General features: G+C 61.9%; 23 protein-coding genes. 11 read left to right on the forward strand and 12 right to left on the reverse strand.

Annotation, left to right across the window (positions count from 1 at the left end; all coding sequences use genetic code 11):
* Positions 1–67: 67 nt before the first annotated feature.
* Positions 68–1,057 (reverse strand): tripartite tricarboxylate transporter substrate binding protein, encoded by a 990-nt coding sequence (locus tag Q7U49_RS15825; protein WP_304765913.1) that lies wholly within the window; start codon positions 1,055–1,057, stop codon positions 68–70.
* A complete protein-coding gene (locus Q7U49_RS15830; protein WP_304765916.1) occupies positions 1,051–2,121 on the reverse strand; it encodes a 4-hydroxythreonine-4-phosphate dehydrogenase PdxA in 1,071 nt (356 codons plus the stop codon). The genes Q7U49_RS15825 and Q7U49_RS15830 overlap by 7 nt, the downstream gene beginning before the upstream one ends.
* Before the next feature lie 208 nt (positions 2,122–2,329).
* Here Q7U49_RS15830 and Q7U49_RS15835 point away from each other — a divergent pair, with 208 nt between their 5' ends.
* Positions 2,330–3,013, forward strand: a complete 684-nt coding sequence (locus Q7U49_RS15835; protein WP_304765918.1) for a GntR family transcriptional regulator — start codon at positions 2,330–2,332, stop codon at positions 3,011–3,013.
* Positions 3,014–3,077: 64 nt separating this feature from the next.
* Positions 3,078–4,463: an NAD(P)H-dependent oxidoreductase gene (locus tag Q7U49_RS15840; protein ID WP_304765921.1), complete on the forward strand. Its 1,386-nt coding sequence runs from the start codon at positions 3,078–3,080 to the stop codon at positions 4,461–4,463.
* Between the two features lie 2 nt (positions 4,464–4,465).
* On the opposite strand, the gene Q7U49_RS15845 is transcribed toward Q7U49_RS15840, so the two are convergent.
* The gene (locus tag Q7U49_RS15845) at positions 4,466–5,296 is read right to left on the reverse strand and encodes a sterol desaturase family protein (RefSeq protein WP_304765924.1); all 831 of its coding nucleotides are present in this window, start codon (positions 5,294–5,296) and stop codon (positions 4,466–4,468) included.
* 77 nt (positions 5,297–5,373) lie between these two features.
* Here Q7U49_RS15845 and Q7U49_RS15850 point away from each other — a divergent pair, with 77 nt between their 5' ends.
* From Q7U49_RS15850 to Q7U49_RS15860, 3 genes are all read left to right on the forward strand, one after another.
* The gene (locus tag Q7U49_RS15850; protein WP_304765927.1) at positions 5,374–6,036 is read left to right on the forward strand and encodes a metalloregulator ArsR/SmtB family transcription factor; all 663 of its coding nucleotides are present in this window, start codon (positions 5,374–5,376) and stop codon (positions 6,034–6,036) included.
* A gap of 18 nt (positions 6,037–6,054) precedes the next feature.
* Positions 6,055–6,405 carry a DsrE/DsrF/TusD sulfur relay family protein gene (locus tag Q7U49_RS15855; protein ID WP_304765928.1) on the forward strand — a complete coding sequence of 117 codons (351 nt, stop codon included), beginning with the start codon at positions 6,055–6,057 and terminating at the stop codon, positions 6,403–6,405.
* A 148-nt stretch (positions 6,406–6,553) separates the two neighbouring features.
* Positions 6,554–7,729: an ABC transporter substrate-binding protein gene (locus Q7U49_RS15860; protein WP_304765931.1), complete on the forward strand. Its 1,176-nt coding sequence runs from the start codon at positions 6,554–6,556 to the stop codon at positions 7,727–7,729.
* Positions 7,730–7,803: 74 nt separating this feature from the next.
* Here the strand turns inward: Q7U49_RS15860 and Q7U49_RS15865 are convergent, their stop codons facing one another.
* Positions 7,804–7,998, reverse strand: a complete 195-nt coding sequence (locus Q7U49_RS15865; protein ID WP_304765933.1) for a zf-HC2 domain-containing protein — start codon at positions 7,996–7,998, stop codon at positions 7,804–7,806.
* Positions 7,995–8,621, reverse strand: coding sequence for an RNA polymerase factor sigma-70 (locus tag Q7U49_RS15870; protein WP_304765936.1), 627 nt, complete (start codon positions 8,619–8,621; stop codon positions 7,995–7,997). The genes Q7U49_RS15865 and Q7U49_RS15870 overlap by 4 nt, the downstream gene beginning before the upstream one ends.
* Positions 8,622–8,944: 323 nt before the next feature.
* Between Q7U49_RS15870 and tkt the strand changes: the two genes are divergently transcribed.
* The 4 genes from tkt (at position 8,945) to Q7U49_RS15890 (ending at position 14,316) form a co-directional block, all read left to right on the forward strand.
* Positions 8,945–10,942 carry a transketolase gene (tkt, locus tag Q7U49_RS15875; RefSeq protein ID WP_304766016.1) on the forward strand — a complete coding sequence of 666 codons (1,998 nt, stop codon included), beginning with the start codon at positions 8,945–8,947 and terminating at the stop codon, positions 10,940–10,942.
* Between the two features lie 38 nt (positions 10,943–10,980).
* Positions 10,981–11,979, forward strand: coding sequence for a type I glyceraldehyde-3-phosphate dehydrogenase (gene gap / locus Q7U49_RS15880; protein ID WP_304765939.1), 999 nt, complete (start codon positions 10,981–10,983; stop codon positions 11,977–11,979).
* A gap of 74 nt (positions 11,980–12,053) precedes the next feature.
* Positions 12,054–13,682, forward strand: a complete 1,629-nt coding sequence (locus Q7U49_RS15885; RefSeq protein ID WP_304765942.1) for an ABC transporter permease — start codon at positions 12,054–12,056, stop codon at positions 13,680–13,682.
* A 1-nt stretch (position 13,683) separates the two neighbouring features.
* Positions 13,684–14,316 carry an ATP-binding cassette domain-containing protein gene (locus Q7U49_RS15890; protein ID WP_304765945.1) on the forward strand — a complete coding sequence of 211 codons (633 nt, stop codon included), beginning with the start codon at positions 13,684–13,686 and terminating at the stop codon, positions 14,314–14,316.
* Between the two features lie 17 nt (positions 14,317–14,333).
* Here the strand turns inward: Q7U49_RS15890 and Q7U49_RS15895 are convergent, their stop codons facing one another.
* Complete coding sequence (locus Q7U49_RS15895; protein WP_304765947.1) at positions 14,334–16,484, reverse strand: FAD-dependent oxidoreductase; 2,151 nt, start codon at positions 16,482–16,484, stop codon at positions 14,334–14,336.
* Between the two features lie 245 nt (positions 16,485–16,729).
* On the opposite strand from Q7U49_RS15895, the gene Q7U49_RS15900 reads away from it, so the two are divergent.
* On the forward strand, positions 16,730–17,776 hold the full coding sequence (locus tag Q7U49_RS15900) for a cyclic nucleotide-binding domain-containing protein (RefSeq protein ID WP_304765950.1): 1,047 nt from the start codon (positions 16,730–16,732) through the stop codon (positions 17,774–17,776).
* 59 nt (positions 17,777–17,835) lie between these two features.
* Here the strand turns inward: Q7U49_RS15900 and Q7U49_RS15905 are convergent, their stop codons facing one another.
* From Q7U49_RS15905 to Q7U49_RS15920, 4 genes are all read right to left on the reverse strand, one after another.
* Entirely contained in the window at positions 17,836–18,066 is a 231-nt protein-coding gene (locus Q7U49_RS15905) for a sulfurtransferase TusA family protein (protein ID WP_304765953.1), read from the reverse strand.
* Positions 18,067–18,122: 56 nt separating this feature from the next.
* On the reverse strand, positions 18,123–19,235 hold the full coding sequence (locus Q7U49_RS15910) for a YeeE/YedE family protein (protein WP_304765956.1): 1,113 nt from the start codon (positions 19,233–19,235) through the stop codon (positions 18,123–18,125).
* Between the two features lie 105 nt (positions 19,236–19,340).
* On the reverse strand, positions 19,341–19,526 hold the full coding sequence (locus Q7U49_RS15915; RefSeq protein ID WP_304765959.1) for a hypothetical protein: 186 nt from the start codon (positions 19,524–19,526) through the stop codon (positions 19,341–19,343).
* A gap of 24 nt (positions 19,527–19,550) precedes the next feature.
* A complete protein-coding gene (locus tag Q7U49_RS15920; protein WP_304765961.1) occupies positions 19,551–19,736 on the reverse strand; it encodes a hypothetical protein in 186 nt (61 codons plus the stop codon).
* A gap of 118 nt (positions 19,737–19,854) precedes the next feature.
* Here Q7U49_RS15920 and gcvA point away from each other — a divergent pair, with 118 nt between their 5' ends.
* Positions 19,855–20,841 carry a transcriptional regulator GcvA gene (gene gcvA, locus Q7U49_RS15925; protein WP_304765964.1) on the forward strand — a complete coding sequence of 329 codons (987 nt, stop codon included), beginning with the start codon at positions 19,855–19,857 and terminating at the stop codon, positions 20,839–20,841.
* Here the strand turns inward: gcvA and Q7U49_RS15930 are convergent.
* Positions 20,810–21,883, reverse strand: coding sequence for a LytR C-terminal domain-containing protein (locus Q7U49_RS15930; protein ID WP_304765966.1), 1,074 nt, complete (start codon positions 21,881–21,883; stop codon positions 20,810–20,812). The two genes, gcvA and Q7U49_RS15930, sit on opposite strands and share 32 nt — an antisense overlap.
* A gap of 28 nt (positions 21,884–21,911) precedes the next feature.
* Positions 21,912–22,859, reverse strand: a complete 948-nt coding sequence (locus tag Q7U49_RS15935; RefSeq protein WP_304765969.1) for a type II secretion system F family protein — start codon at positions 22,857–22,859, stop codon at positions 21,912–21,914.
* Positions 22,860–22,867: the final 8 nt, after the last annotated feature.

Below are 22,867 nucleotides of genomic sequence, written 5' to 3' on the forward strand. Positions count from 1 at the left end.
CCTCAATAATGAAACAACGGGGCAGGTTTGACCTACCCCGAAAAGCCCCGGGCCGCCGGTTACGGTTTTATTGAACGATCCACTTCTCGCGTCTGAAGACCTCGGTGGCCTTTTCGGCGTCCTGCTTGGTGTAGGCGCGCAATTCGTCACCGGTCAGGAAGCGATCGCTTTGCGAGGTGCGCTCGATGTACGTTTTCCACTCAGGCGTCTCGCTCACTTTTTTGAGCATTGTCGTGTAAAAGGCGACCGCATCGGGCGATACCTTGGCTGCCAGCCAGACAGTGCGCGGCATTTGGTAGTTGGCGATCGGCACGCCCGAGTCTTTGCACAGTGGAATGTCCGACCAGGCCATGTCCTTGGTGACCTTGGGGCCGGCGGTCATGCGTTGCGAACTGAAGACGCAGAGCGGTCGAATCATGCCGGCTTTCCATTGACCGAGGTTTTCATTCGGGTTGTTGAGGTTGGCGTCGATGTGACCGCCCGCCAGTTGGACTGCCGCTTCGCCACCGCTCTTGAACGGGATGTAGGTAAACTTGGCGCCAGTCGCTTCGCTGATCATGCTGGCCAGCGTCTGGTCGGTGTCCTTGGACTGTGAGCCACCCATTTTTAGTCCCTCGGGCTTCTTGGCCGCCTCGATGAAGCTCTTGGCGTCCTTGTAGGGCGATTCGGCGTTGACCCAGATCAGGAATTCGTCGAGCGCCAGTGCCGTGACCGGGATCAGGCTGTCGGCCGAATACCCCATCTTGGCAACGAGCGGTAGCAGGTACTGGTTGTTGGTGCCGAAGGTCAGCTTGTAGGGATCATCGGCGGTGGCCGACCCATAAACAAAGCCTTCACTGCCGGAGCCGCCGCCCTTGTTGACAACAACAATCGGCGCGTTCATCAGTTTGTATTTGACGATGATCGACTGGATCGTGCGGGAAAAAATGTCGGTTCCGCCGCCAGGTCCGGAAGCAACCACAAACTCAACCGGTTTTTCCGGTACCCAGGCCGCGCTGGCCGCTGTTGCATACAAGACGCTTGCCAGCAGCGTGGTGATTGACTTGCGATTTAACATGATGTAACCCTTTCTGTGTTGCTGAGTTGAGGCTCGGTGGAAAAAACGTTTTTTAAAGCCATGCGCGCGGCCAGGAGCATGGCCTCGCGGCTTGCGCCGATATTGGCGATGCCGCGCCCGGCGATGTCATAGGCGGTGCCATGCGCCGGTGTGCAGACCGGGAAAGGCAGGCCTCCCATCAAGGTCACGCCGCGATCAAAGCCCATCAGCTTCATCGCGATTTGTCCTTGATCGTGGTACATGGTCAGGACCGCATCAAAAGCGCCATTCTTGGCACGAACGAAGACCGTATCCGCTGGATACGGTCCGGAGACATTGAAGCCGCGGTCAATGCCTGCCTGTACGGCTGGCTCGATCACGTCAATCTCTTCCTTGCCGAAATTGCCGCCATCGCCAGCATGCGGATTGAGCGCCGCGATCGCAATGCGAGGATGGTCAAAACCCGCGTTGCGCAGGGTGCGGTCGGTGAGTGTCAACTCGCTAAGGATGCCCTCGGTAGTAATCGCCGCGGCGACTTCGGAGAGTGGGATGTGGGAGGTGACCCGTGCGTTCCACAGATTCTCCAGGACGTTGAACTCGCGCGCATGGCCCTTGAACCCGATCACCTCGGAGATGAAACGTATTTCGTCGTCATAGCCGGGATAGACATAGCGCATGGCTTTCTTGTTGAACGGCGTAAAACAAACCGCGTCAGCCTTTCCTTCGTGCGCCATCGTGAGCGCACGCCGGAAGTTCTCGAGCGCATAGGCGCCGCCGATGGCAGTGGCTTCACCACGCTTGACATCCAACGGGGAAAGATGCCCGAGGTCGACAAAGACCGGGCGGTCGGTTGCGTCAAAGTCAGCATCGGGCGCCACGTAGCTGACATCGAACGTCACCCCGGCAATCTTTGCACCTTCCTCAAGGATTCGCCGATCGCCAAAAACGACGATATTGGCTACCGCCCGAACCTCGTCGAGGGATAGAAGTTTGGCGGTCAACTCCGCGCCGACCCCCGCAGGATCACCCATGGCGAGGGCAATGGTGGGGCGTGTGGCGCTAGCGGCGAATGGATTGGCCGACATTCTTGTCTCCTTTGTCATTTTTTTAATGATGCTACCGAAGAAGTGCTCTTGTCAACAATTAAATGTAGTATTCTGCATTCTGAATGCAGAATTTAGATTACAGTTTGGTTAAGCGTGCGACGCACCTGCGTTGTCGATGCGTGTGCTTCAATACCTGGTCTTGCTTGAACGATATGGATTGGTGGCGATGAACCTTGAAATAAACACAATGGGCGACACGGACCTTCTCCCACATACCGAGTCCGAAGTGGTCCGTATCGAGCGCCCGACTTTGCATAACGTCGTGGTGTCGCGCATCCGTGACATGATCATTGAGGGGCAACTGCCGACGGGCGTGCGTATCCATGAAGGCCGGGTCGGTCAACAACTCGGCGTCTCGCGCACACCGCTGCGCGAAGCCTTGAAGGTGCTGGCCAACGAAGGTCTGGTCGAGTTGATTCCCAACCGTGGCGCGACGGTTCGCAAGCTGACTGCCAAAGAAGTCCGGGACATGCTTGCCGTTCTGACTACTCTCGAAGAACTGGCCGGATCATTGACCTGCCAGAATGCCTCCGATGCTGATATCCAGGAGGTTCGGCGCCAACATGACGAGATGTTGAAGTTTTACTCGGCGCGTGATCGACTGCCGTATTTCAAGCTCAATCAGCAAATCCACTCGGCGCTGATCTCGCTTTCGGGAAATGAATCGCTGGCGATGGTGCACGACATTCTGCAGTCCCGCATGAAGCAAATTCGCTACCTGGGTCACAGGACCGAGGATCAGTGGGCGGCCGCGGTGGCGGACCATGAAGACATGATCGGCGCGCTTGAGGCGCGTGACGGCCAGCGTTTGTCGGCAGCGATGGCCAATCACCTCGCGCGAACCTGGGAGCGCATCAAGAACGCAATCTAAAGACTGCTTCGCTTATGGGTAAAGCTTGAGCCGCCATCAACTCTAACCTGACCCTGGGAACGATATGAACCATCTGGATTACTTTGCCAGCGCACAACGACCCGTTGAAACGTGTGTGTTGGGTAGCGGCGGCTTTGGTCGCAGTTTTCTGGCGCAAGGCATGCGGGTACCGCTGATGCGGGCCCGCATTGCGGTTGATATGGATGCTGAAATCGCCGCAGCGGCATTTCTGGCACTGGGTGTGCCGACCACTGAAGTTGCGCGTTGTTTTACCGCGGATGAAGCGCGGCGGGCATGGGCCGAGGGCAAGTACATTGCGGCGGGTGACTTTTCGTCTGTGGTCGGCTTGCCAATCGATGTTGTCGTTGAAGCGACTGGAAACCCGGAGGCGGGCGCGCGGCACAGCCGCATCGCCATCGAAGCGGGTCACCACCTTGTTCTGGTCTCCAAGGAAGTGGACAGTGTGGTGGGGCCCTATCTCGCACACCTCGCGCGGCAGCGCGGCAAGGTGGCAACCCCGGTCGACGGGGACCAGCCCAGTTTGCTGATCGGGCTGATCACCTGGGCGCAATTGCTGGGCTTCGACATTCTTGCTGCCGGCAAAGCCAGTGAATACGACTTTGTTTATGACCAGGCTGCGGGAAGCATGTCGAGCAATGGCCAGACGGTCTCGTTGTCGAACTTTGCGCCGCACTGGGCCTTGGGCAGGAGTCCGGCCATGGAAATTGCACAAGCGCGGGCGCAGGCTTGCGCGGCGCTACCGCAGCGTTGCGTGCCGGACTTGTGCGAGCTGCTCGTCGTGGCCAATTCAACCGGGTTCCTGCCGGATCGCCCCGATTTGCATGCACCGATCGCACGCATTTCTGAAGTGCCAAGCTTCTTCGGGGCCACAGCCGATGGCGGACTCCTGAGCGGCGGGCAGGTGCTGGACGTGTTCCACTGCCTGCGCCGACCCGACGAGGCAAGCTTTGCTGGCGGCGTGTTCGTTGTGATCCGCTGCGAGGACGACGTGACCTGGGATCTGCTGGCCGCCAAGGGCCATGTGGTGTCCCGCGACGGTCAGCGCGCGATGGTCTATTTGCCGCGCCATCTCCTCGGGCTTGAGGCTGCGACCAGCGTGCTCGAGGCGGCCATTCATGGCCGTTCGAGCGGCGCGCAGGCACCTTTTCCGCGATTGGATCTGGTCGCCCGGGCGACGCGGAACCTGTCGGCCGGAACCGTCCTGGCCATGGGTGGTCACCATCACACCATCGAAGGTACGGCCGGCGAACTGCATCCGGCCCAAGCGCTTGCTGGCGGTCATCCTGTGCCGTTTTATCTTGCCGCCAACCGGCAATTGGTACGGAACGTCCAGGCTGGCGCACTGATAACGCTCGACGACATCGAGATTGACGCCAGCTCGGTCTTGCTCGCTCTGCGGCGCCAGCAGGACGCCAGTTTTCATCTTTGAAGTCATTGGCTTAGACTTGCCACCTCTCCCCGGAACGGCATCAGCAGCATGCCGTCGAGTCGAACCACCTCGCGCGGATCGGTATGGCCGTGAATGCCGATGGCCATACCCAATTGGCCAGCGCGCGGTTGTTCGCGGTAGGTGCCAAACAGTCGGTCCCACCACGGCAGGTTGAAGCCGAAGTTGGAATTGGTCTCGTCCTCTTCGACCGAGTGGTGCACCCGGTGCATATCGGGTGTGACGATGATCCAGCGCAGCACGCGGTCCAGGCCCGCCGGCAGGCGGATGTTGCCGTGGTTGAACATGGCCGCTGCATTGAGGACCACCTCGAAGATCAGCACCGCCAGCACGGGCGGTCCCAGCACCGCGATGGTGGCGATCTTGATCAGCATGGACAGCGCGATCTCGATGGGATGAAAGCGCGCGCCCGTGGTCAGGTCGTAGTCGGGGTCGGCGTGATGCACCCGGTGCAGCCGCCACAGCACCGGCACAGCGTGCACCATGACATGCTGCAGCCAGATCACAAAGTCCATCGCGATCACAGCCAAAGGCACGGCAAGCCAGAACGGCACATGGAAGTGATTCAGCAGACCCCAGCCGTTGGCCGCACTGAACGCGGCCATGCCCACCGCTGCCAGCGGGAACATCAGGCGCAGCAGCACGGTGTTGAGAATGACCAGGCCGAGGTTGCTGGCCCAGCGAAGGGGCTTGGATGTGGTGAGTGCGCGCTGGGGTGCCACCAGCTCCCAAAGTGCGACGAGCGCAAAGACACCCACAAAGAAGCCCATTCTTATCGCAGGCTCGTTTGAGAGTACAAACTGTTCAAATTCCATGTTGTCTCCATTAAATCAACGCCAACTCTTGCGTTGGATCAATTTCATTCAATCCAACGGACGTTAGAATATACACCATGAACAATCGATCACTCAAGGACCTTCTGTACGAGCAGGTCGCCCGCGTGGGCAAGGCACTCTCCAGCCCCAAGCGGCTGGAAATCCTGGAGATGCTGGCCCAAGGCGAGAAGGCGGTCGAAACCATTTCACTTGAGGTGGCCATCGACAACAAGCTCGCCAGTGCGCATCTGAAAGCCCTCAAGGAAGCCCGGCTGGTGCAAACCCGCCGTGACGGCAAGCGTATTTATTACAGCCTCACCGGCAAGGACGTGGCCCAGCTGGGTGTGAGCTTGCGTCAGGTGGCCGAGGAGCACCTGGTCGAATTGCGCATGGCGCTGCAGGGCATGATGGCCGACCCGGACCGCATGGTCAGCGTGGGCCGCAAGGAACTCATGGCGCAGGCCAAGCGCGGCGAGGTCATCGTGCTCGATGTTCGTCCGCAGAACGAGTTCGACACCGCGCACCTGCCGAACGCCCGTTCATTGCCCCTGCCCGAATTGGCCCAGCGCCTGGCCGAACTGCCGCGTGACGTGCAGATTGTTGCCTACTGCCGGGGTCCGTTTTGCCTGATGTCCGATGAAGCGGTGAAGCTGCTAAAGGCCCATGGCTACCAGGCCCGCAAGACCTTTGATGGCGTGAGCGAGTGGCAGGCCGCAGGCTTGCCTCTGGCCAAAAACTGATCAACCAAGGAGAAACTCATGTCCACCACGCTGTTTATCATCAACGATGCGCCCTATGGCAACGAGCGCGCCTACAACGCCCTGCGCCTGGCGGCGGCGGTTGCCGGCAAGGAAGGCCAGCAGGTTCGGGTGTTTTTGATGGCGGACGCGGTGGCCTGCGGCAAGAACGGCCAGAAAGTGCCCGAGGGTTACTACAACATCCAATTGATGCTGGGCAAGATCGTGCGCAAGGGCGAAGTGCTGCTGTGCGGCACCTGCATGGATGCCCGCGGACTGCGCGCCGAGGAACTCATGGAAGGCGCCCTGCGCGGTACCTTGGCCCAGTTGGCCGACTGGACCGTCGAGGCCGACAAGGTGCTGGTGTTCTGATCTGCTTCGGGTCCATCTCCTGATCGGTTCGTAGGCGTGTCTTTATCCCTATGCCGTTGGATTGAAAAGCACCCGGTGTAAGCTTTTGGGGTCTTGAGCCGACCCAGCCATCAGACCCTCCTTCCAACCACTACAAAGGTTCTCTTGCATGAAGTTTTTGACATTCGCTGCCACGCTACTCAGCTTGGGCGCAGCCACCCTGGCGCACGCCGACTGGTCCCAGATTCAAAACGAGGCCAAAGGGCAAACGGTGTATTTCAATGCCTGGGGTGGCAGCGAACCCATCAACGCCTACATCAGCTGGGCCGCCAAAGAGGCCAAGACCCGCTACGGCATCGACGTGCGGCATGTCAAGATCACCGACGCCGCTGAAGTGGTCAAACGCCTGCAAACCGAGGTGGCCGCCGGGCGCACCAGTAACGGCTCGGTCGACCTGATGTGGGTCAATGGCGAAAACTTCCGCAATCTTAAAAATGGTGGCCTGCTGTTTGGGCCCTGGGCCCAGAGCCTGCCGAACTGGGGCTTGGTGGACCTGAACAAGCCGGTGCGCACTGATTTTTCGGTGCCCACCGAAGGCTATGAGTCCCCTTGGGGAACAGCGCAACTGACCTTCATTGCCGACCGCGTCAGAACGCCGACGCCGCCGCGCTCAGCCCAGCAATTGCTGGCCTTTGCTCAAGCCAATCCGGGTCGCGTCAGTTATCCCAAGCCGCCAGATTTTCACGGTACTACTTTCGTCAAACAACTGCTGCTGGACCTGACGCCCAACAAAGCCGCCTTGCAACAGACCGTGACACCTGAGGCATTTGCCAGCGCGACGCAAGCCTTGTGGGTTTATCTGGACCAGCTACACCCCGTGTTGTGGCGCAATGGCAAAAGCTTTCCCGCCAGTGCGGCTGAAATGCACCGCATGCTCGGCGACGGTGAACTCAAAATGTCGCTCACCTTCAACCCCAATGAGGCGGCCAACCTGATCGTCAGCAAACAACTGCCCCTAAGCGCCTACAGTTTTGGCTTCACCGGCGGCACCCTTGGCAACGTGCATTTTGTCGCCATTCCCGGCAATGCCCGTGCCAGGGCCGGCGCGCAGGTGTTTGCCAATTTCCTGTTGTCAAGCGAAGCGCAAATACGCAAGGCCAACATCAGCGTGTGGGGTGACGGCACGGTGCTGGATGTCAACAAGCTGCCCGTTGCAGCCCAGGCGCAAATGCGCAAGGCTGCCCCGGGCGCATTGGCGGAGTCCGTGCCCACCCTGCCTGAGCCGCACGCCAGTTGGGTGGAAGCGCTGGAATCGGAGTGGCTCAAGCGTTACGGCACGCGTTAATGCGCACAGGCACGATGATGGAGAAATTCATCTGGCAGCGCCAGTCGGATTCGGTAGCGGATTTGTCCAGCGACTTACTTTTTTTCAGCCTCGTCAAGTCCCTTGGCATAGGCCTTCATGGCCTGGCTGAGAAACGGGATTTGCAGGCTGAAATTCTTGCAGCCGGCGCACATCATGACGTGCATTTTCAAGGCCATCTTTTCGGACAATGACAGGGTGCAGTCCTGGGACTCGGAGATCAGCCGCGTGGCTTGCTGGCAGTTCATCATGCGCGTTCTCCATTCACGAACCAGTTGTTCTCCAGGCACTCGCGCAGGCGCAGTCGGGACCGATGCAGCATCACATTCAAATTGGTGGTCGTGATGCCCACCGTCGTGCAGATCTCATGGGTTTCGAGCTCGACAAATTCTTTCATCATGAACACCCGGGCCTGGTTGCCGGGCAGCCCTTCGAGGCAGGTCTCGAAGACTTTCCAGAACTGGTTTTGATGCAGGGCCTGTTGCGGGTTGCCCCAGGTGGCCGGCTTTTCATCGGCCTGCCAATGGCCCCGGTGGTCAAACAGTTCTGAAAAATCCTCGCCCTCGTCATCCTCCCGCAGCAAGCTGCTGGCATTGACCGTGCGCATTTTCTGGCGCAGGGTATCGGCAATCTTGTTGCGCAAAATGGCGAAGACCCAGGTTTTCAGGGCAGCCCTGCCGGCGAACGACTTGGCATTTTTCAGCGCACCCATCAAGGCCTCCTGGACGGCGTCCTCGGCAGCGTGGCTGTTGGAGAGTTGCAGCGTGGCAAATTTGATCATCTGGCGGCGCAAGTCGTTCAGAAATGCCGTGTCTGACAGGATGGCTGCGTCAGCTGCCGCAGGGCTCGGGCCTTCATTTGTCGATGCATCCATGCTTGAGTTTCTCGCAGAGTCGGTTCGCACATGGCTGCACTGTAACGCGACACGCAGCCTTCCGGTACAGTGGTCGGCGGCGTCCCAGTTAACGACACTTTGAAGCATGCAGACCAGCCCAAAATGAAGGGGCAACAGACCAGGTTGTCTACAATCACTGTCTGACGTGCGCCTGAGGGCCGGTAAGTGATGGCCTTCAAAATGATCCCGGCTCCTGCAGGCGTCCACTTTTCGTCCAAATTGTTCAAGGCATTTCCTCCATGGCTGAAACCATTCCTACCTCTCCAGCAACCCAAGGCAGCGCTGCCGTGAACCTGGTCGACATGGCCAACGCCATCCGCGCCCTGAGCATGGACGCGGTGCAAGCCGCCAACTCCGGCCACCCCGGCGCGCCCATGGGCATGGCCGACATGGCAGTCGCCTTGTGGGGTAGCCACCTCAAGCACAACCCGGCCAACCCCAAGTGGCTGGACCGTGACCGTTTTGTGCTCTCCAACGGTCATGCGTCCATGCTGCTGTATTCGGTGCTGCACCTGAGCGGTTACAAGCTGCCCATCAAGGAACTGAAAAACTTCCGCCAACTGCACAGCAAGACGCCAGGGCACCCCGAAGTGGACGTGACGCCCGGTGTTGAAACCACCACCGGCCCGCTGGGCCAGGGCATCACCAACGCGGTCGGCATGGCGCTGGCCGAAAAGCTGTTGGCCCGGGAATTCAACCGCGACGGCCTGGACGTGGTGAATCACCACACCTACGCCTTCATGGGCGACGGCTGCCTGATGGAAGGCATCAGCCACGAGGCCTGCGCGCTGGCCGGCGCCTGGAAACTCAACAAGCTGATTGCGCTGTACGACGACAACGGCATCTCGATCGACGGCCAGGTGGCACCTTGGTTCATCGACAACACGGCCCAGCGTTTCGCCGCTTATGGCTGGAACGTGCTCGGCCCCATCAGCGGCCACGACGCCGAGCTGGTGGCCGACACCCTTGCCGAGGCCAAGTTGTCCAGCGACAAGCCCACGCTGATCATCTGCAAGACCGCCATTGGCCAGGGTAGCCCGAACCGCGCCAACACCGCCAAGGCGCACGGCGAGCCGCTGGGTGCCGAAGAAATCAAGCTCACGCGCGACGCCATCGGCTGGCCGCACGCGCCATTTGTGATCCCAAAAGACGTCTACGCCGCCTGGGACGCCAAGGCCGCAGGTAGCGCCGCCGAGGCCGCCTGGAACGACAAGTTTGCCGCCTACAAAGCTGCGCATCCGGCGCTGGCCAAAGAGCTGCTGCGCCGCATGAAGGGCGAGCTGCCGAAGAACTTTTCCCAGGTGGCCGTGGACACCGCCGTGGCCGCCCACACCAAGGCCGAGACCGTGGCCAGTCGCAAAGCCAGCCAGCTCGCGCTGGAAGCCTTCACCGCCGCCTTGCCCGAAATGCTGGGCGGCTCAGCCGACCTCACCGGATCCAATCTGACCAACACCAAATGCACCCCCAACCTGCGTTTTGATGCGGTCACGGGCGCGGGCAATGGTGGCCGCCACATCAACTACGGCGTGCGCGAATTCGGCATGGCCGCCATCATGAACGGTGTGGCGCTGCACGGCGGCTACATTCCTTACGGCGGTACTTTCCTGACCTTCAGCGACTACAGCCGCAACGCCGTCCGCATGGCTGCGCTCATGAAGCTGCGCGTGGTGCATGTGTTCACCCATGACAGCATTGGCCTGGGCGAAGATGGCCCGACGCACCAATCGATCGAACACGCCGCGTCCTTGCGCCTGATTCCGAACCTCGATGTCTGGCGTCCCGGTGACACGGCCGAGACCGCCGTGGCCTGGGCCGTGGCCTTGCAAAACAAGACCAAGCCCACGGCTTTGCTCTTGAGCCGCCAGAACATTCACTACGCCCCCAAGGCCAGCCTGGGTGACATCAGCAAGGGTGCCTATGTGCTGGCTGAGCCGACCGAGGTGGGCCTGAAGAAAAAGGCGCAGGCGGTCATCATCGCCACCGGCTCCGAGGTGCCTTTGGCGCTCAAGGCGCAAGAGCTGCTGGCGGCCCGCAAGATTGCCGTGCGCGTGGTTTCCATGCCGAGCACCACGACGTTTGATCAGCAGGACGTGGCTTACAAAACGGCCGTGCTGCCCGCCGGCTTGCCGCGTGTGGCCGTGGAAATGGGCGTGACCGGCGGTTGGTGGCAATACGGCTGCGCGGCCGTGGTTGGCATCGACAGTTTTGGTGAGTCGGCACCGGCGCCCGAGCTGTTCAAGCATTTTGGCTTCACGCCCGAGAACGTGGCGGACACGGTGCAAAAAGTGCTGCGCAAGTAAAAGTTTCGATAATCTGTTTTTAACTCCTGGAGAAAAGTATGACGATCAAGATTGGTATCAACGGCTTTGGCCGTATCGGCCGCAACGTGTTGCGCTCGGCGCTGCAAAATTTCAGCGACATCGAAGTCGTTGCCATCAACGACCTGCTGGAACCCGACTACCTGGCTTACATGCTGCAATACGACAGCGTGCATGGTCGTTTCAAAGGTGACGTGTCGGTCGACGGCAACACACTCATCGTCAACGGCAAAAAAATCCGCCTGACGCAAGAACGCGACCCGGCCAACCTGAAATGGAACGAAGTCGGCGCCGACATCGTGATCGAAGCCACGGGTATTTTCCTGGACAAGGCCGGTGGTGAAAAACACCTGGCTGCTGGCGCCAAAAAAGTCATCTTCTCGGCACCTTCCAAAGACGACACCCCGATGTTCGTGTTTGGCGTGAACGACAAGACCTACGCCGGTCAGGCCATCATTTCCAACGCAAGTTGCACCACCAACTGCCTGGCCCCCCTGGCCATGGTCATCAACGACAAATTTGGCATCAAGCGCGGTCTGATGACCACGGTGCACGCCGCCACCGCCACGCAAAAAACCGTGGACGGCCCGAGCAACAAAGACTGGCGCGGTGGCCGTGGCATTCTGGAAAACATCATCCCGTCCAGCACCGGTGCCGCCAAGGCCGTGGGCGTGGTGATTCCAGCACTCAACAAGAAGCTCACTGGCATGTCGTTCCGCGTGCCCACAAGCGACGTGTCGGTGGTTGACCTGACGGTGGAGCTCAACACCAGCGCCACCATGGCTGAAATCTGCGCCGAGATCAAGGCGCAATCCGAAGGCGCCTTGAAGGGTGTGCTGGGTTACACCGACGAAAAAGTGGTGGCCACCGACTTCCGTGGCGAAACCCGCACCTCGGTGTTTGACGCGGATGCCTCCATCGCCCTGGACGGCACCTTCGTCAAGCTGGTGAGCTGGTACGACAACGAGTGGGGCTACTCCAACAAGTGCCTGGAAATGGTGCGCGTGGTCGCCAAGTAAGCCCCAGCGGCTGCTGACTCAAAAAGGGCGCCTGCGGGCGCCTTTTTGTTTAAAGCCCTATTCAGTCCGTCTGCATGAAGTTGTCACCCCTTTCCACGCGCGGCCTCAGCCGGGCGCAGTGGCTGGCGTTGGTGCCGGTGGCGCTGATCTTTGGCCCGCTGCTGCCCGGACTGTTCTGGGCGCTGGCACCGGCGCTGGACGCTGCCGCCTGGCGTGATTTGTGGTTCGACCCGCAATGGCCGCAAGCCTTGCGCGCCACCCTGTTGTCTGCCGCGCTGGGCAGCGCGCTGGCCCTGGGCATGACCCTGCTGCTGGCCAGCTGGCATTACCCCGGCACGCTTTGGCGCACGCTGCAGCGGCGCCTGCCCCTGCTGTTGGCGCTGCCCCACGCGGCGTTTGCGGTGGGCCTGTTTTTTTTGCTGGCCCCGTCGGGCTGGCTGGCACGCGGGGTGGCGCAGCTGGTGGGCTGGGTCAGCCCGCCCGACTGGATCACGGTGCAAGACCCCTATGGCCTGAGTCTGGCGCTGGCGCTGGCGATCAAGGAAAGCTGGTTCCTGCTCTGGGTGCTGGCGGCGCTGCTGGGTGAGCAGCAGGTCAGCCGACAGATGGTGGTGGCGCGCACGCTGGGCTACAGCCGGGCGCAGGCCTGGCGCCTGATCTTGTGGCCGCAGTTGTTGCCGCGCCTGGGCTGGCCGTTGGCAGCGGTGTTGGCCTATGGCTTGTCGGTGGTCGACATGGCCATCATTCTCGGGCCGAACACGCCGCCGACATTGGCCGTGCTGGCCTGGCGCTGGCTCACCGACCCCGACGCGGCGCTGCAGGCTCGGGGCAGTGCCGCCTCGCTGGTGCTGCTGGCGCTCTTGCTGCTGGCCGCCGCCCTGGCGCGCGGCTTCTGGCATTGGCGCCAGCAGCGCCGACCTGACCCCGACGGCGTACGCAAGGCACCCGCAGCGCGGCATGGGTTCAAGCTGCACGTTCCGCTGTTTTTGACCGGTTACGCGGTGCTGGCGGTGTTGTTGCTCTGGTCGTTGGCCGAGACCTGGTTTTTCCCGGCGCTGTGGCCCGACAGCCTGTCATGGCAAAGTTGGCGCACGGCCGATTGGGCGCCGTTCTGGACCACACTCTGGTTGGCAGGTGCGGTCAGTCTGCTGTGCCTGCCGGCTGCGCTCCTCTGGCTGGAATGGGGGCCGCAGCGCTTCAATGCCGCGCTCTACCTGCCCTTGATCGTGCCTGCCATGCCGCTGGTGGCGGCGCAGTATGCGGCGTTGCTGAACCTGCGCCTGGACGGCACCGCCGTCGGCTTGGTGTGGGGTCATTTGCTGTGGGTCTTGCCCTACATGGTGCTCACGCTGGTGGGCGCCTACCGCGCTTTCGATGCGCGCCTGCTGGTCAGCGCCCAAGCGCTCGGGTGCACCCGGCTGCAAGCCTGCCTGCGCGTGAAGTGGCCGCTGTTGGTGCGCCCGATCCTGGCCGCTTTTGCCGTCGGTTTTGCCGTGAGTGTGGCGCAATACCTGCCCACCCTGTTCGCTGGCGGGGGTCGTTTTGTCACCGTGACCACCGAGGCCGTGGCTCTGAGCGCGGGCGGCAACCGGCGCGTGCTGGCGGTGCAGGCGCTGCTGCAAATTGCTCTGCCGGTGGCCGCTTTCGCCTTGGCCGCCTTGATTCCCCATTGGCTGGCCCGACACCGCAAGGGATTACGCTGACATGCTGACCATCAAAAACCTGACCCTCATGCGTGGTACAACCACGCTGCTTGAGCACTTCAACCTGACGGTCAAGCCCGGCGAGATCGTGACCGTCTCCGGGGCTTCCGGCTCGGGCAAATCGACCCTGTTGAACTGGATGATCGGCGACCTCGACCCCGCTTTCAGTGCCACCGGCGAATTGTGGCTGGATGAGCGCCGCCTCGACGCCCTGCCCATCGAGCAACGCCAGCTGGGCTTGCTGTTTCAGGACGACCTGCTGTTTGCGCACCTGAGCGTCGGGCAAAACCTGGCTTTTGCGCTGCCCGGTCGGGTGGCGGGCAGCCGGGCGCGTCGGCAACGCATTGCGCAAACACTCACCGACATGGGCCTGGCAGGTTTTTATGAGCGTGACCCGGCCACGCTGTCAGGCGGGCAGCGGGCACGCGTCAGCCTGATGCGCACCTTGCTGGCCGAGCCGCACGCGCTGCTGCTCGATGAGCCGTTTTCCAAACTCGATGCCGCGCTGCGCAGCCAGTTTCGCGCCTATGTGTTCGATCAGATCACGCGCCAGCGCATTCCCACGTTGCTGGTGACCCACGACCCGGCCGACGTGCCGCCTGGGGGAAGGGTCGTTGAGATCGGGGTGTTGTAGGGTGTTCTTAGGGCCGCTTAGCCCCGCTTCCAACTATGAAGCCGCTGTAGCCACGCCAGCACTTTCTGCGGCGCGTGGGCGCGCTTCCACTCACCGGCCGCGTACTTGTTGGCCTCGGCCAGGGTCGGGTAGGTGTGGATGGTGCCCAGAATCTTGTTCAGGCCCAGGCCGTGTTTCATGGCCAGCACAAACTCGGCCAGCACATCGGCTGCGTGTTCACCGACGATGGTGACGCCCAGAATGCGGTCCTTGCCCGGCACCGTCAGCACCTTGACAAAGCCCTGCGCCACGCCGTCGGCAATGGCGCGGTCGAGGTCGTCGATGCCGTATTTCGTGACCTCAAAAGCAATGTTCTTCTCCTTGGCCTCCTGCTCGTTGAGGCCGACGCGCGCCACCTCGGGCTCGATAAAGGTGGCCCAGGGCACCACCGAATAATCGACCTTGAACTTCTTGAAATCACCAAACAGCGCGTTCACCGCCGCGTACCAGGCCATGTGGCTGGCGGTGTGGGTGAACTGGTAGGGGCCGGCCACGTCACCGGCCGCAAAAATGTTGGGGTACAGGGTCTCCAGGTAGTCATTGACCGCCACCGTGCGCTCGGTCGGTATGCCCAGTTCTTCCAGCCCGTAACCCTGCAGGCGTGCCACACGCCCAACCGCGCACAGCAAGGCGTCGAACGCAATGCGCTGTTCAGCGCCCTGGTGTTCGACCACGATGAACTTGCGCTCACCGTCCTTTTCGCAGCGCAAGGCCTTGTGGCCGGTGAGCACCTCGATGCCGTCGCGCGTCAAGGCGTCACGCGCCAGTTCCGACACCTCAAGGTCTTCACGCAGCATCAGACGCGGCGCCATCTCGATCTGGGTGACCTTCGAGCCCAGCCGGGCAAAGCTTTGCGCCAACTCGCAGCCAATCGGGCCGCCGCCCAGCACCACCAGCCGGGCCGGCGGCGCGTCGCGCTTGGCAAATTCGTCCCATAGCGTGTCGCTGGTGACATAGCCCACGTCAGCCAGGCCGGGCAGGGGTGGCACAAACGGGCGCGCACCTGCGGCAATCACGATGCTGCGTGTGGTCAGGCGCTGGGTGGCGCCGCTGTTCAGTTTGATTTCCACCGTCCAGGGGTCGACGATTTTTGCGTAGCCTTCCAGCACCTCCACACCCAAGCCGGTGTAGCGTGCCACGCTGTCGTGCGGCGCCACGGTGGCGATCACGTCATGCACCCGCGCCATCACCTTACTGAAACTGAACTTCGGGTCAACGGCGCTCAAACCGTAGTTTTCTGCATGGCGCATCTGGTGGGCGATGCGCGCCGACTTGATCAGCGCCTTGCTCGGTACACAGCCGTAATTCAGACAGTCGCCGCCCATCTTGTGTGTTTCGACCAGCGTCACCCGGGCCTTCACCGCCGCCGCAATGTAGCTGGTGACCAAACCGGCGGCACCGCCGCCAATCACCACCAAGTTGCGGTCAAAGGTTTTGGGGCGCTGCCACTTCGCATAGACCCGGCGGCTTTGCACAAAACTGGCAAGCCGTTTGGCCAACATCGGGAAAATGCCCAGCAGCACAAACGACAGCAGCAAGCCCGGCGACAAGATACCCGACAAGCTGGTGATCTGGGCCAGCTGGGTGCCGGCATTCACATACACCAGCGTGCCCGCCAGCATGCCCAATTGGCTGACCCAGTAGTAGCTGAGCGTGCGAATGGGGGTGAGCCCCATCAGCAGATTCACCAGAAAGAAGGGAAACAGCGGCACCAGGCGCAGCGTGAACAGGTACATCGGCCCGTCTTTGGCCATGCCTTCATTGATGGCTTTCAGGCGATTGCCAAAACGCGTCTGAACCAGGTCACGCAACAAAAAACGCGAGGCCAGAAACGCCAGCGTGGCGCCCATGCTGGAGGCAAACGATACGATCAGCGTGCCACCGGCCAGGCCAAACAGCGCGCCGCCGGCCAGCGTCATGATGACCGCGCCAGGCAGGGACAGCGCGGTCACCAGCACATAGCCGGCAAAGTACACCAGCGCCACCATCACCGGTGACTCGGTGCGCAGGGTCCTGATTTGCTCAAGGCCGGTCTTGAGTCCATCAAGCGTCAGCACCTGGTTCAGGTCGAAGGCAAAAAATGCCAGCACCAGTGCGAGCACAAGGCCAAGAATCGCTATTTTTTTCATGAAAATTCCGAGTGAAGATGAACCGCCGAGGGCTGACGCCGCGCCGCTGGACTCCAGCATAGTCGTTCCCGTCAAAGTTTCCTTACAGACCTCGTTGCTTGGCATGCTTGGCGCATCCATGCCGTGGGCTTGTCTGAGTAGTCGAACAGCCTGAAAAAAGGTGTGACGGACAACGCCTGGGCATCTATCAGTGTTGGCTGATTGATAATCACCATTCGCCCTCTAAAACTACTCCGGAGATCGACATGGACCTTACCGACCTGGCCAAGCGCCTGGGTGCCACCACGCTGTTTTCACGTTTACCCAGAGAACAGTTGCTGGCGCTGCTGGCGCAAAGTCCGCGGCGCCAGGCTGCTGCAGGCAGCGTGTTGTCGGACACCGCGCACGGGCTCAAGAACCACCTGGTGCTGCTTTCGGGTGAATTGGAAGCGCAGCGCACCTGGACCGAGGCCGATGGCAGCCAGAACACCTTTGCCTGGCCTGTCGCGGTGCGTGCCGACGGGCCGGGTTTTGCGCTGCTGAGTGCAGCGGGTAGTCATATCCGTGTGCAGGCATTGACCGATTCGGACTACCTGTCGATCGATGGCGATGCGCTTGATGAGTTGCTCGGCTGGAGCGAGCTGGACGGCAATGCCACCCTGGCGCGCAACTTGAAAGTGTTCCACAAGGTACCGATCGAGAACGTGCAGCAGGCCTTTGCGCGCATGGTGGAGCGCCCGGTGGTGGCCGGCGAGACCATCGTCACCCAGGACGAGCCGGGCGACAGCTATTTCATTATTTTGTCGGGCGAAGCCGAGGTCTGGGTCACCGACCCCATGACCGACGAGACCGCCATGGTGGCCGTGCTGAGCGACTCTGACGCGTTCGGCGAAGAAGCGCTGTTGCTGGGCGGCAGCCGCAGTGCCACCGTCAGGATGCACACCCCCGGGCGCCTGTTGGTGCTGAGCAAGAGCGACTTCGACGAGCTGCTCAAACCCAATATGGTCGAGGAAGTGAACGCTGAACAAGCCCACGCGCTGCTCAGTGAGGGCAACGTGAAGTTGATCGACTGTCGCTACGACATGGAGTTTGAAGAGAGCCGCATTCCCGGGGCGCAATGGGTGCCCTTGAGCACCATTCGCCAACACGGGGTTTTCAAGATCGACCCGGAGGCGACCTACATTGTTTATTGCCGCAGTGGCCGGCGCAGCAATGCAGCCGCTTTTTTGCTGCGCGAGCGTGGCATTCGCGCCCTGTCGCTGACCGGTGGCATCAAGGACTGGCCTTACGAGGTGGACAACAGCGCGCTGTGACCGACTAATTAGTTGGGGTCAGAGCACGTCGCTGTGCGAGTGGTCTGACCCGCAAGGTTTCAGGAGCCGCGGCGAATCACGTGGATGTAGTCCTTGCCAACGTTTTGCTGCTCCAGCATCTCGTGGCCGGCTTTTTTGGTGAAAGCCAGCATGTCGTGTACCGAACCCGAGTCGGTGGCCACCACGCGCAGCACTTGGCCCACCTGCATGTCGGTCAGGGTTTTCTTGGTTTTCATCAGGGGCAGGGGGCAGTTCAGGCCGCGGGCGTCCAGCTCTTTGTCAATCTGCATGCGATTTCCTCCGGGTGTCGTTGATTTTTGAATGGAATGAGGGGGCACTTGGGGTTTCACTCGCGCATCAGCAGCCACATCTGCAGGCGCAAGCCCCCAATGGCGCCAAGCACAATGCCCAGCACCGCAATCATGCTGGTCACGCTCAGGGTGGACAGGCCCGACAGGCCCTGGCCCACGGTGCAGCCACCGGCGGTGACGCCGCCAATGCCCATGCAGGCCGCGCCAATGATGTGCAGGGCGGTGTCCTGGGTGCCGCGAAAACCTTCCCAATGAAAGCTGCGCTTGTACAGCGCATAGGCCAGTGCCCCCAGCACCACGCCAAATACCGACACCACGCCCAGCGACAGTACTTTGGACGGGTCGAAAAAGATGACCCATTCGAGTGTGCGCGCCATCGGCGAGGTGAAACTGAGGGCCTGCAGGGCGCCGCCGGCGGTGCCCAGGTAAACTGGCTCCAGCGTTTCCGGGTGCTCCGCCACATACCCCAGATGGCCGATGATCCACCACATGGCGGCAATCACCGCCCCGATGCCCAGCCCGGCCAGCAGGTTGTTGCCCGACGACCTGAACTCGGCGTCCCACAGCGCCCAGAGCACCAGGCCACCGCCCACCAGCAGCGCCAAGACCAGGCCGGTACTGCCGACGTTGAGGCCAAGCATGGCTGAGAGCCAGGCGGGCACGGCATTGCCCGGGCTGATCTCAAAAGACACCAGGTCAACCGAACTGCCGCGCAGCAGGGCGGTCATGCCACGCATGGTGGCAAAGGCTGCCACGCCCATCACGAAGAACACCACCAGCGACTTCAGGTTGCCCTCGCCGATGCGCACCAGCGTTTTGCTGCCACAACCCGAGGCCAGCACCATGCCCAGACCGAACAGGGCGCCACCCACCAGCGCCGACAGCCAGAGCACACGGGCCGAGGCATAAATGGTTTGCGAGGCATTGATCAGGCCCAGCCAGGCCATCAGGTAGAAGCCGATCATGGCGACACCCACCGCCATGCCCCACATGCGCATGCGGGTCCAGCTGCCCATGTTGTAGATGTCGCTGATGGCGCCCATGGTGCAGAAGTTGGTGCGCTGGGCGATGGCGCCAAAGCCGAAGGACACCGCGAAGGCGGCCCACAAGACCTGGCTCTGCAGGGCTAAAAAGGCGGGAAGGTCCATGGCATCAGGGCATAAGAATGAAGCGATATTTGTATCACAGTCATTCCCCTGTTGGCACAAGGGTTTCCCCGATGTGGGGCTGGTGTCCCACAAATATTCGAACGGTCAGCGCTTGGCGCTGCTGAACATGGCCCCGGTAGCCAGAAAGACAAGGGTGGCGCCCACCACCACGGTCACCGCGCCGGTGACCGCTGCCGACGGGTTGTGGGAGATGAACAAAAAATTCCCCAGGCCGATCAGCACGGCCAACATGCCCACCACAAAATTCACCAGGCTGAAAAAGGCTTTCATGCAGGTACCCGTGACGTGTTCAGCTCAGAACACCGGGCTGGTCGACGACCTGGCGGCCGCGGCTGCCCGCTGCACCTTGTGCTCGATCAGACCACTGATCCACTGCGCGCTTTTTGAGTACGCAACTGAAAGAAAGTCAGCCAGAGCCTGGGCGCGCAACGCCTGTGCGCGACGGATGCTGGCCTCGATATCGGCGTAACTGTATTCCATGATGTTGCTTCCTTTTGCTAAATAAATGCCCCTCTTGAGGACACGGTGCTACGATAGCTTTGATGCTGCAATGCAGCAAACGATCAATTCTCATGCGACACCTGACAAAAACTCATCCATGACGTACCGCCTGCCCCCCTTGAATGCACTGCGTGCTTTTGAAGCGGCGGCGCGTCACCTCAGCTTCAAGAATGCGGCGCTGGAGTTGTCGGTCACACCGACGGCGGTGAGCCACCAGATCAAGCTGCTGGAAGAATCCCTGGGCTTGCCGCTGTTTGACCGGCTGACCCGAGCGCTGGCGCTCACGCCCCAGGGCGAGGCCATGCTGCCCAAGGTGCGCGAGGGGCTGGAATGCTTTGCCGCTGCGGTGGAAAGTGCCCATGCACATGCTGAGCAGGGGCGCCTGGTCGTGGTGGTGCCACCTTCTTTTGCCACCCGTTGGCTGGTGCCCCGGCTGCGCCGCTTTGCCGTGGCGCAACCGTCACTGAACTTGCATGTGATCCGCTCGCTCAGCACCATCGACGGTAATCAAACCGTTGGCGCTGCCGCATCCGAGCCAGCAGACTTGCGCCCGGAAGACTCGTTGGTGGAGATCCGCTTTGGCGGTGGCAGCTACCCGGGCTACCACGTGGACCGCATGTTTGGCTCGGATTACATTGCCGTGTGCAGCCCGAAGCTGCTGGCGGCCGAGCCACCGCTGCGCGTGCCGGCTGACATGCGCCACCAGGTGCTGCTGCATGACGATGGCGCGGGTGACCGCATTGGCCCGGGCTGGGATGAATGGTTCCGGCTGGCCGGTGTGAGCGGTGTTGACACCCGGGCCGGACCACACTTTGGCGATGCCGGCATGGCCTATGTGGCTGCGCTGGACGGTCTGGGGGTGGCCCTGGCGTCCCGGCCGCTGGTGGCCAACGCTTTGGCCCAGGGCCGGTTGGTGGCGCCCTTTGACATCGCCGTGGTCCAGAACCATGCCTACCATCTGGTCGTTGCCGAGTCCATTGTCAGGCGGCCGGCGGTGCAGGCCTTTCGCCAGTGGTTGCTGGAAGAGTCTCAGGCTGAAGCGCCCGGGCCTGTCAACTCCAGCGCCAGCCCCCTGGCGCACTGACGGCCAGCTGCTGTTTTTCTTCTGCATCGAGCCAGGCGGCAATGGCCTGGCCGGCCATGTCATGGCCCAGCACCAGACGCAGCTGGACACACGCATTCAAGCGCTTGGCGGCCACGGCTTGTGTGGCCACCGGCATGCGCGACTGCAGCGCCTGCGCCGCCAGGGCCTGGCCGTTCACATACTGGATCTCGGTTTTCAGCTGCCGGTAGGGTCGGGCATTGGTCAAGCGGGCGGTTGTCACGCCTTCGCTTGCCAGCCGGTCCGCGGTGCGCCGCGCCAGCCTTCGGATACCAACCCCGTTGGACACTTCCAGGCGCACACCACTCAGGGTCGCACCCGGGGCACTCACTTGGGCCGAGGGCGCGGTGGTTTCCCGAGCCGGTTCGCTTGCTTGGGCGGCCGCATGGGTCGGCGCCTGCAACTCAAACACATTCGGCGCCACCCTCACCAGGCGCGGCCCGTCCTGGTCCCCGGTTTCGGATGACAGCGCTGCAACCGCAGGCGCTTGCCTGGCTTTTGCACTGGCCAGTAATGTCAGGTTTTGCTGCGTTTGTGCATTGGCCGGGTCGAGGTCGCGCGCCTTGCCCAGGGCGACTTCAGCCTCGTCAAGGCGGTTGGCGCGCAGCAGGGCGTAGCCGGCGTTGTTGTGCACATGGGCGGCACCGGGTGCCAGCGCGCTGGCGCGGGCAAAGAGCTTGAGCGCCTCGTCGGTGCGCTCAGACTGCGCGTAAACCACGGCCAGCCCGTTGAGGGCACCCGCATGCTCAGGCGCCAGTTCCAGGGCGCGCACGTAGTACTGGCCCGCCAGCGCGGTTTGCCCGGCACCATGCGCGCTCAGGCCCAGGGTGTAAAACGCGTCACTGGAAGGCGTCTGCGCAGTGACGGCACTGGCCTGCGCCACCTTCACCGGCACTGTGCTGGCCTGGCCACGCGCGGGTGTCGCCGCGCTACCCGCCAACGGAGCGCCTGGTTTCAGCGGGGCACAGCCCAGCAGCGCGCCCAGCATCACCACCGAGGCCAGGGCGTTCAGCTTGAATTTCATGACAGACTCCTTGACAAATGAACCCGGCTCAGCCACCACTCATGGTGGGCAGCAGCACGCGGTAAATGCTGATCATGGCCGGGCCCAACAGCACCAGCATCAGCGACGGAAAGATGAAAAAGATCAGCGGGAACAGCAATTTGAGCGGAATTTTTGCTGCCCGTTCTTCGGCCCGCAGGCGCCGGTGCGTGCGCATGGTCTCGGCTTCGATGCGCAGCGCGTCGGCCACGTTGGTACCAAAGCGGTCTGCCTGCACCAGCATGGCCACGAACGACGCCACGTCGTCCACCCCGGTGCGCAAGGCCATGTTGCGCAAGGCCTGGTCGCGCTTGACGCCCATGCGCAGCTCCAGCGCCACCAGGTTGAGTTCGTCCGCCATGGCTTCGCTGCGCAAGCCGATCTCGCTGGCGGCACGGTTCATGGCGGCGTCCAGCCCCAGGCCGGCCTCCACGCAGACCAGCATCATGTCCAGCGCGTCGGGCAGGGCGTCCTCGACCTCGCGCTTGCGGTGCTTGATGAGGTTGGCCAACAGCACATTGGGCAGGTAGTAACCCAGGGCGGTCAATAGCACCAACACCAGGATCGTGTTGGTCGCGGTCATCTGCATGGCGCTCAGGCCCTGGTACAGCACAAACAAGCCTGGCCACAGCAGCGCCAGCACGGTCTTGGCGGCAAAGTAAATGGCGGGCCACGCGGTCTCGCGCAGCCCGGCCTGCATGAAGCGCACGCGCAGGCTGGACTCATCCCAGCCCACCTTGGGCGTGGACAGCTTGGCCATGGGGCCCACGGCCTTGATCACCCTGGCCTGCCATTCGCTGCCGGCAATCAGGCTCTTTTCGCCCTTGCTCTCCGGGTTCACCAGCTGGTTCAGGCGCTGTCGCAGCGCCGGGTCGCGACCGAACCAAAGTGTTGCGCCCATTGCCAGCCCGGTGACTGCCAAAAAGATCAGGACCAGAATCACAATTTGCATGTTCATGATCGCAC

Source organism: Rhodoferax sp. (assembly GCF_030653815.1).
In the GTDB taxonomy this organism is placed as follows: domain Bacteria; phylum Pseudomonadota; class Gammaproteobacteria; order Burkholderiales; family Burkholderiaceae_C; genus Rhodoferax.

What these genes read in the sequence shown, in the direction of transcription:
- Q7U49_RS15825 (WP_304765913.1), bottom strand. Translation starts at nt 1,057, where the DNA reads ATGTTAAATCGCAAGTCAATCACCACGCTGCTGGCAAGCGTCTTGTAT.
- Q7U49_RS15830 (WP_304765916.1), bottom strand. Translation starts at nt 2,121, where the DNA reads ATGTCGGCCAATCCATTCGCCGCTAGCGCCACACGCCCCACCATTGCC.
- Q7U49_RS15835 (WP_304765918.1), top strand. Translation starts at nt 2,330, where the DNA reads ATGGGCGACACGGACCTTCTCCCACATACCGAGTCCGAAGTGGTCCGT.
- Q7U49_RS15840 (WP_304765921.1), top strand. Translation starts at nt 3,078, where the DNA reads ATGAACCATCTGGATTACTTTGCCAGCGCACAACGACCCGTTGAAACG.
- Q7U49_RS15845 (WP_304765924.1), bottom strand. Translation starts at nt 5,296, where the DNA reads ATGGAATTTGAACAGTTTGTACTCTCAAACGAGCCTGCGATAAGAATG.
- Q7U49_RS15850 (WP_304765927.1), top strand. Translation starts at nt 5,374, where the DNA reads ATGAACAATCGATCACTCAAGGACCTTCTGTACGAGCAGGTCGCCCGC.
- Q7U49_RS15855 (WP_304765928.1), top strand. Translation starts at nt 6,055, where the DNA reads ATGTCCACCACGCTGTTTATCATCAACGATGCGCCCTATGGCAACGAG.
- Q7U49_RS15860 (WP_304765931.1), top strand. Translation starts at nt 6,554, where the DNA reads ATGAAGTTTTTGACATTCGCTGCCACGCTACTCAGCTTGGGCGCAGCC.
- Q7U49_RS15865 (WP_304765933.1), bottom strand. Translation starts at nt 7,998, where the DNA reads ATGATGAACTGCCAGCAAGCCACGCGGCTGATCTCCGAGTCCCAGGAC.
- Q7U49_RS15870 (WP_304765936.1), bottom strand. Translation starts at nt 8,621, where the DNA reads ATGGATGCATCGACAAATGAAGGCCCGAGCCCTGCGGCAGCTGACGCA.
- tkt (WP_304766016.1), top strand. Translation starts at nt 8,945, where the DNA reads ATGGCCAACGCCATCCGCGCCCTGAGCATGGACGCGGTGCAAGCCGCC.
- gap (WP_304765939.1), top strand. Translation starts at nt 10,981, where the DNA reads ATGACGATCAAGATTGGTATCAACGGCTTTGGCCGTATCGGCCGCAAC.
- Q7U49_RS15885 (WP_304765942.1), top strand. Translation starts at nt 12,054, where the DNA reads ATGAAGTTGTCACCCCTTTCCACGCGCGGCCTCAGCCGGGCGCAGTGG.
- Q7U49_RS15890 (WP_304765945.1), top strand. Translation starts at nt 13,684, where the DNA reads ATGCTGACCATCAAAAACCTGACCCTCATGCGTGGTACAACCACGCTG.
- Q7U49_RS15895 (WP_304765947.1), bottom strand. Translation starts at nt 16,484, where the DNA reads ATGAAAAAAATAGCGATTCTTGGCCTTGTGCTCGCACTGGTGCTGGCA.
- Q7U49_RS15900 (WP_304765950.1), top strand. Translation starts at nt 16,730, where the DNA reads ATGGACCTTACCGACCTGGCCAAGCGCCTGGGTGCCACCACGCTGTTT.
- Q7U49_RS15905 (WP_304765953.1), bottom strand. Translation starts at nt 18,066, where the DNA reads ATGCAGATTGACAAAGAGCTGGACGCCCGCGGCCTGAACTGCCCCCTG.
- Q7U49_RS15910 (WP_304765956.1), bottom strand. Translation starts at nt 19,235, where the DNA reads ATGGACCTTCCCGCCTTTTTAGCCCTGCAGAGCCAGGTCTTGTGGGCC.
- Q7U49_RS15915 (WP_304765959.1), bottom strand. Translation starts at nt 19,526, where the DNA reads ATGAAAGCCTTTTTCAGCCTGGTGAATTTTGTGGTGGGCATGTTGGCC.
- Q7U49_RS15920 (WP_304765961.1), bottom strand. Translation starts at nt 19,736, where the DNA reads ATGGAATACAGTTACGCCGATATCGAGGCCAGCATCCGTCGCGCACAG.
- gcvA (WP_304765964.1), top strand. Translation starts at nt 19,855, where the DNA reads ATGACGTACCGCCTGCCCCCCTTGAATGCACTGCGTGCTTTTGAAGCG.
- Q7U49_RS15930 (WP_304765966.1), bottom strand. Translation starts at nt 21,883, where the DNA reads ATGAAATTCAAGCTGAACGCCCTGGCCTCGGTGGTGATGCTGGGCGCG.
- Q7U49_RS15935 (WP_304765969.1), bottom strand. Translation starts at nt 22,859, where the DNA reads ATGAACATGCAAATTGTGATTCTGGTCCTGATCTTTTTGGCAGTCACC.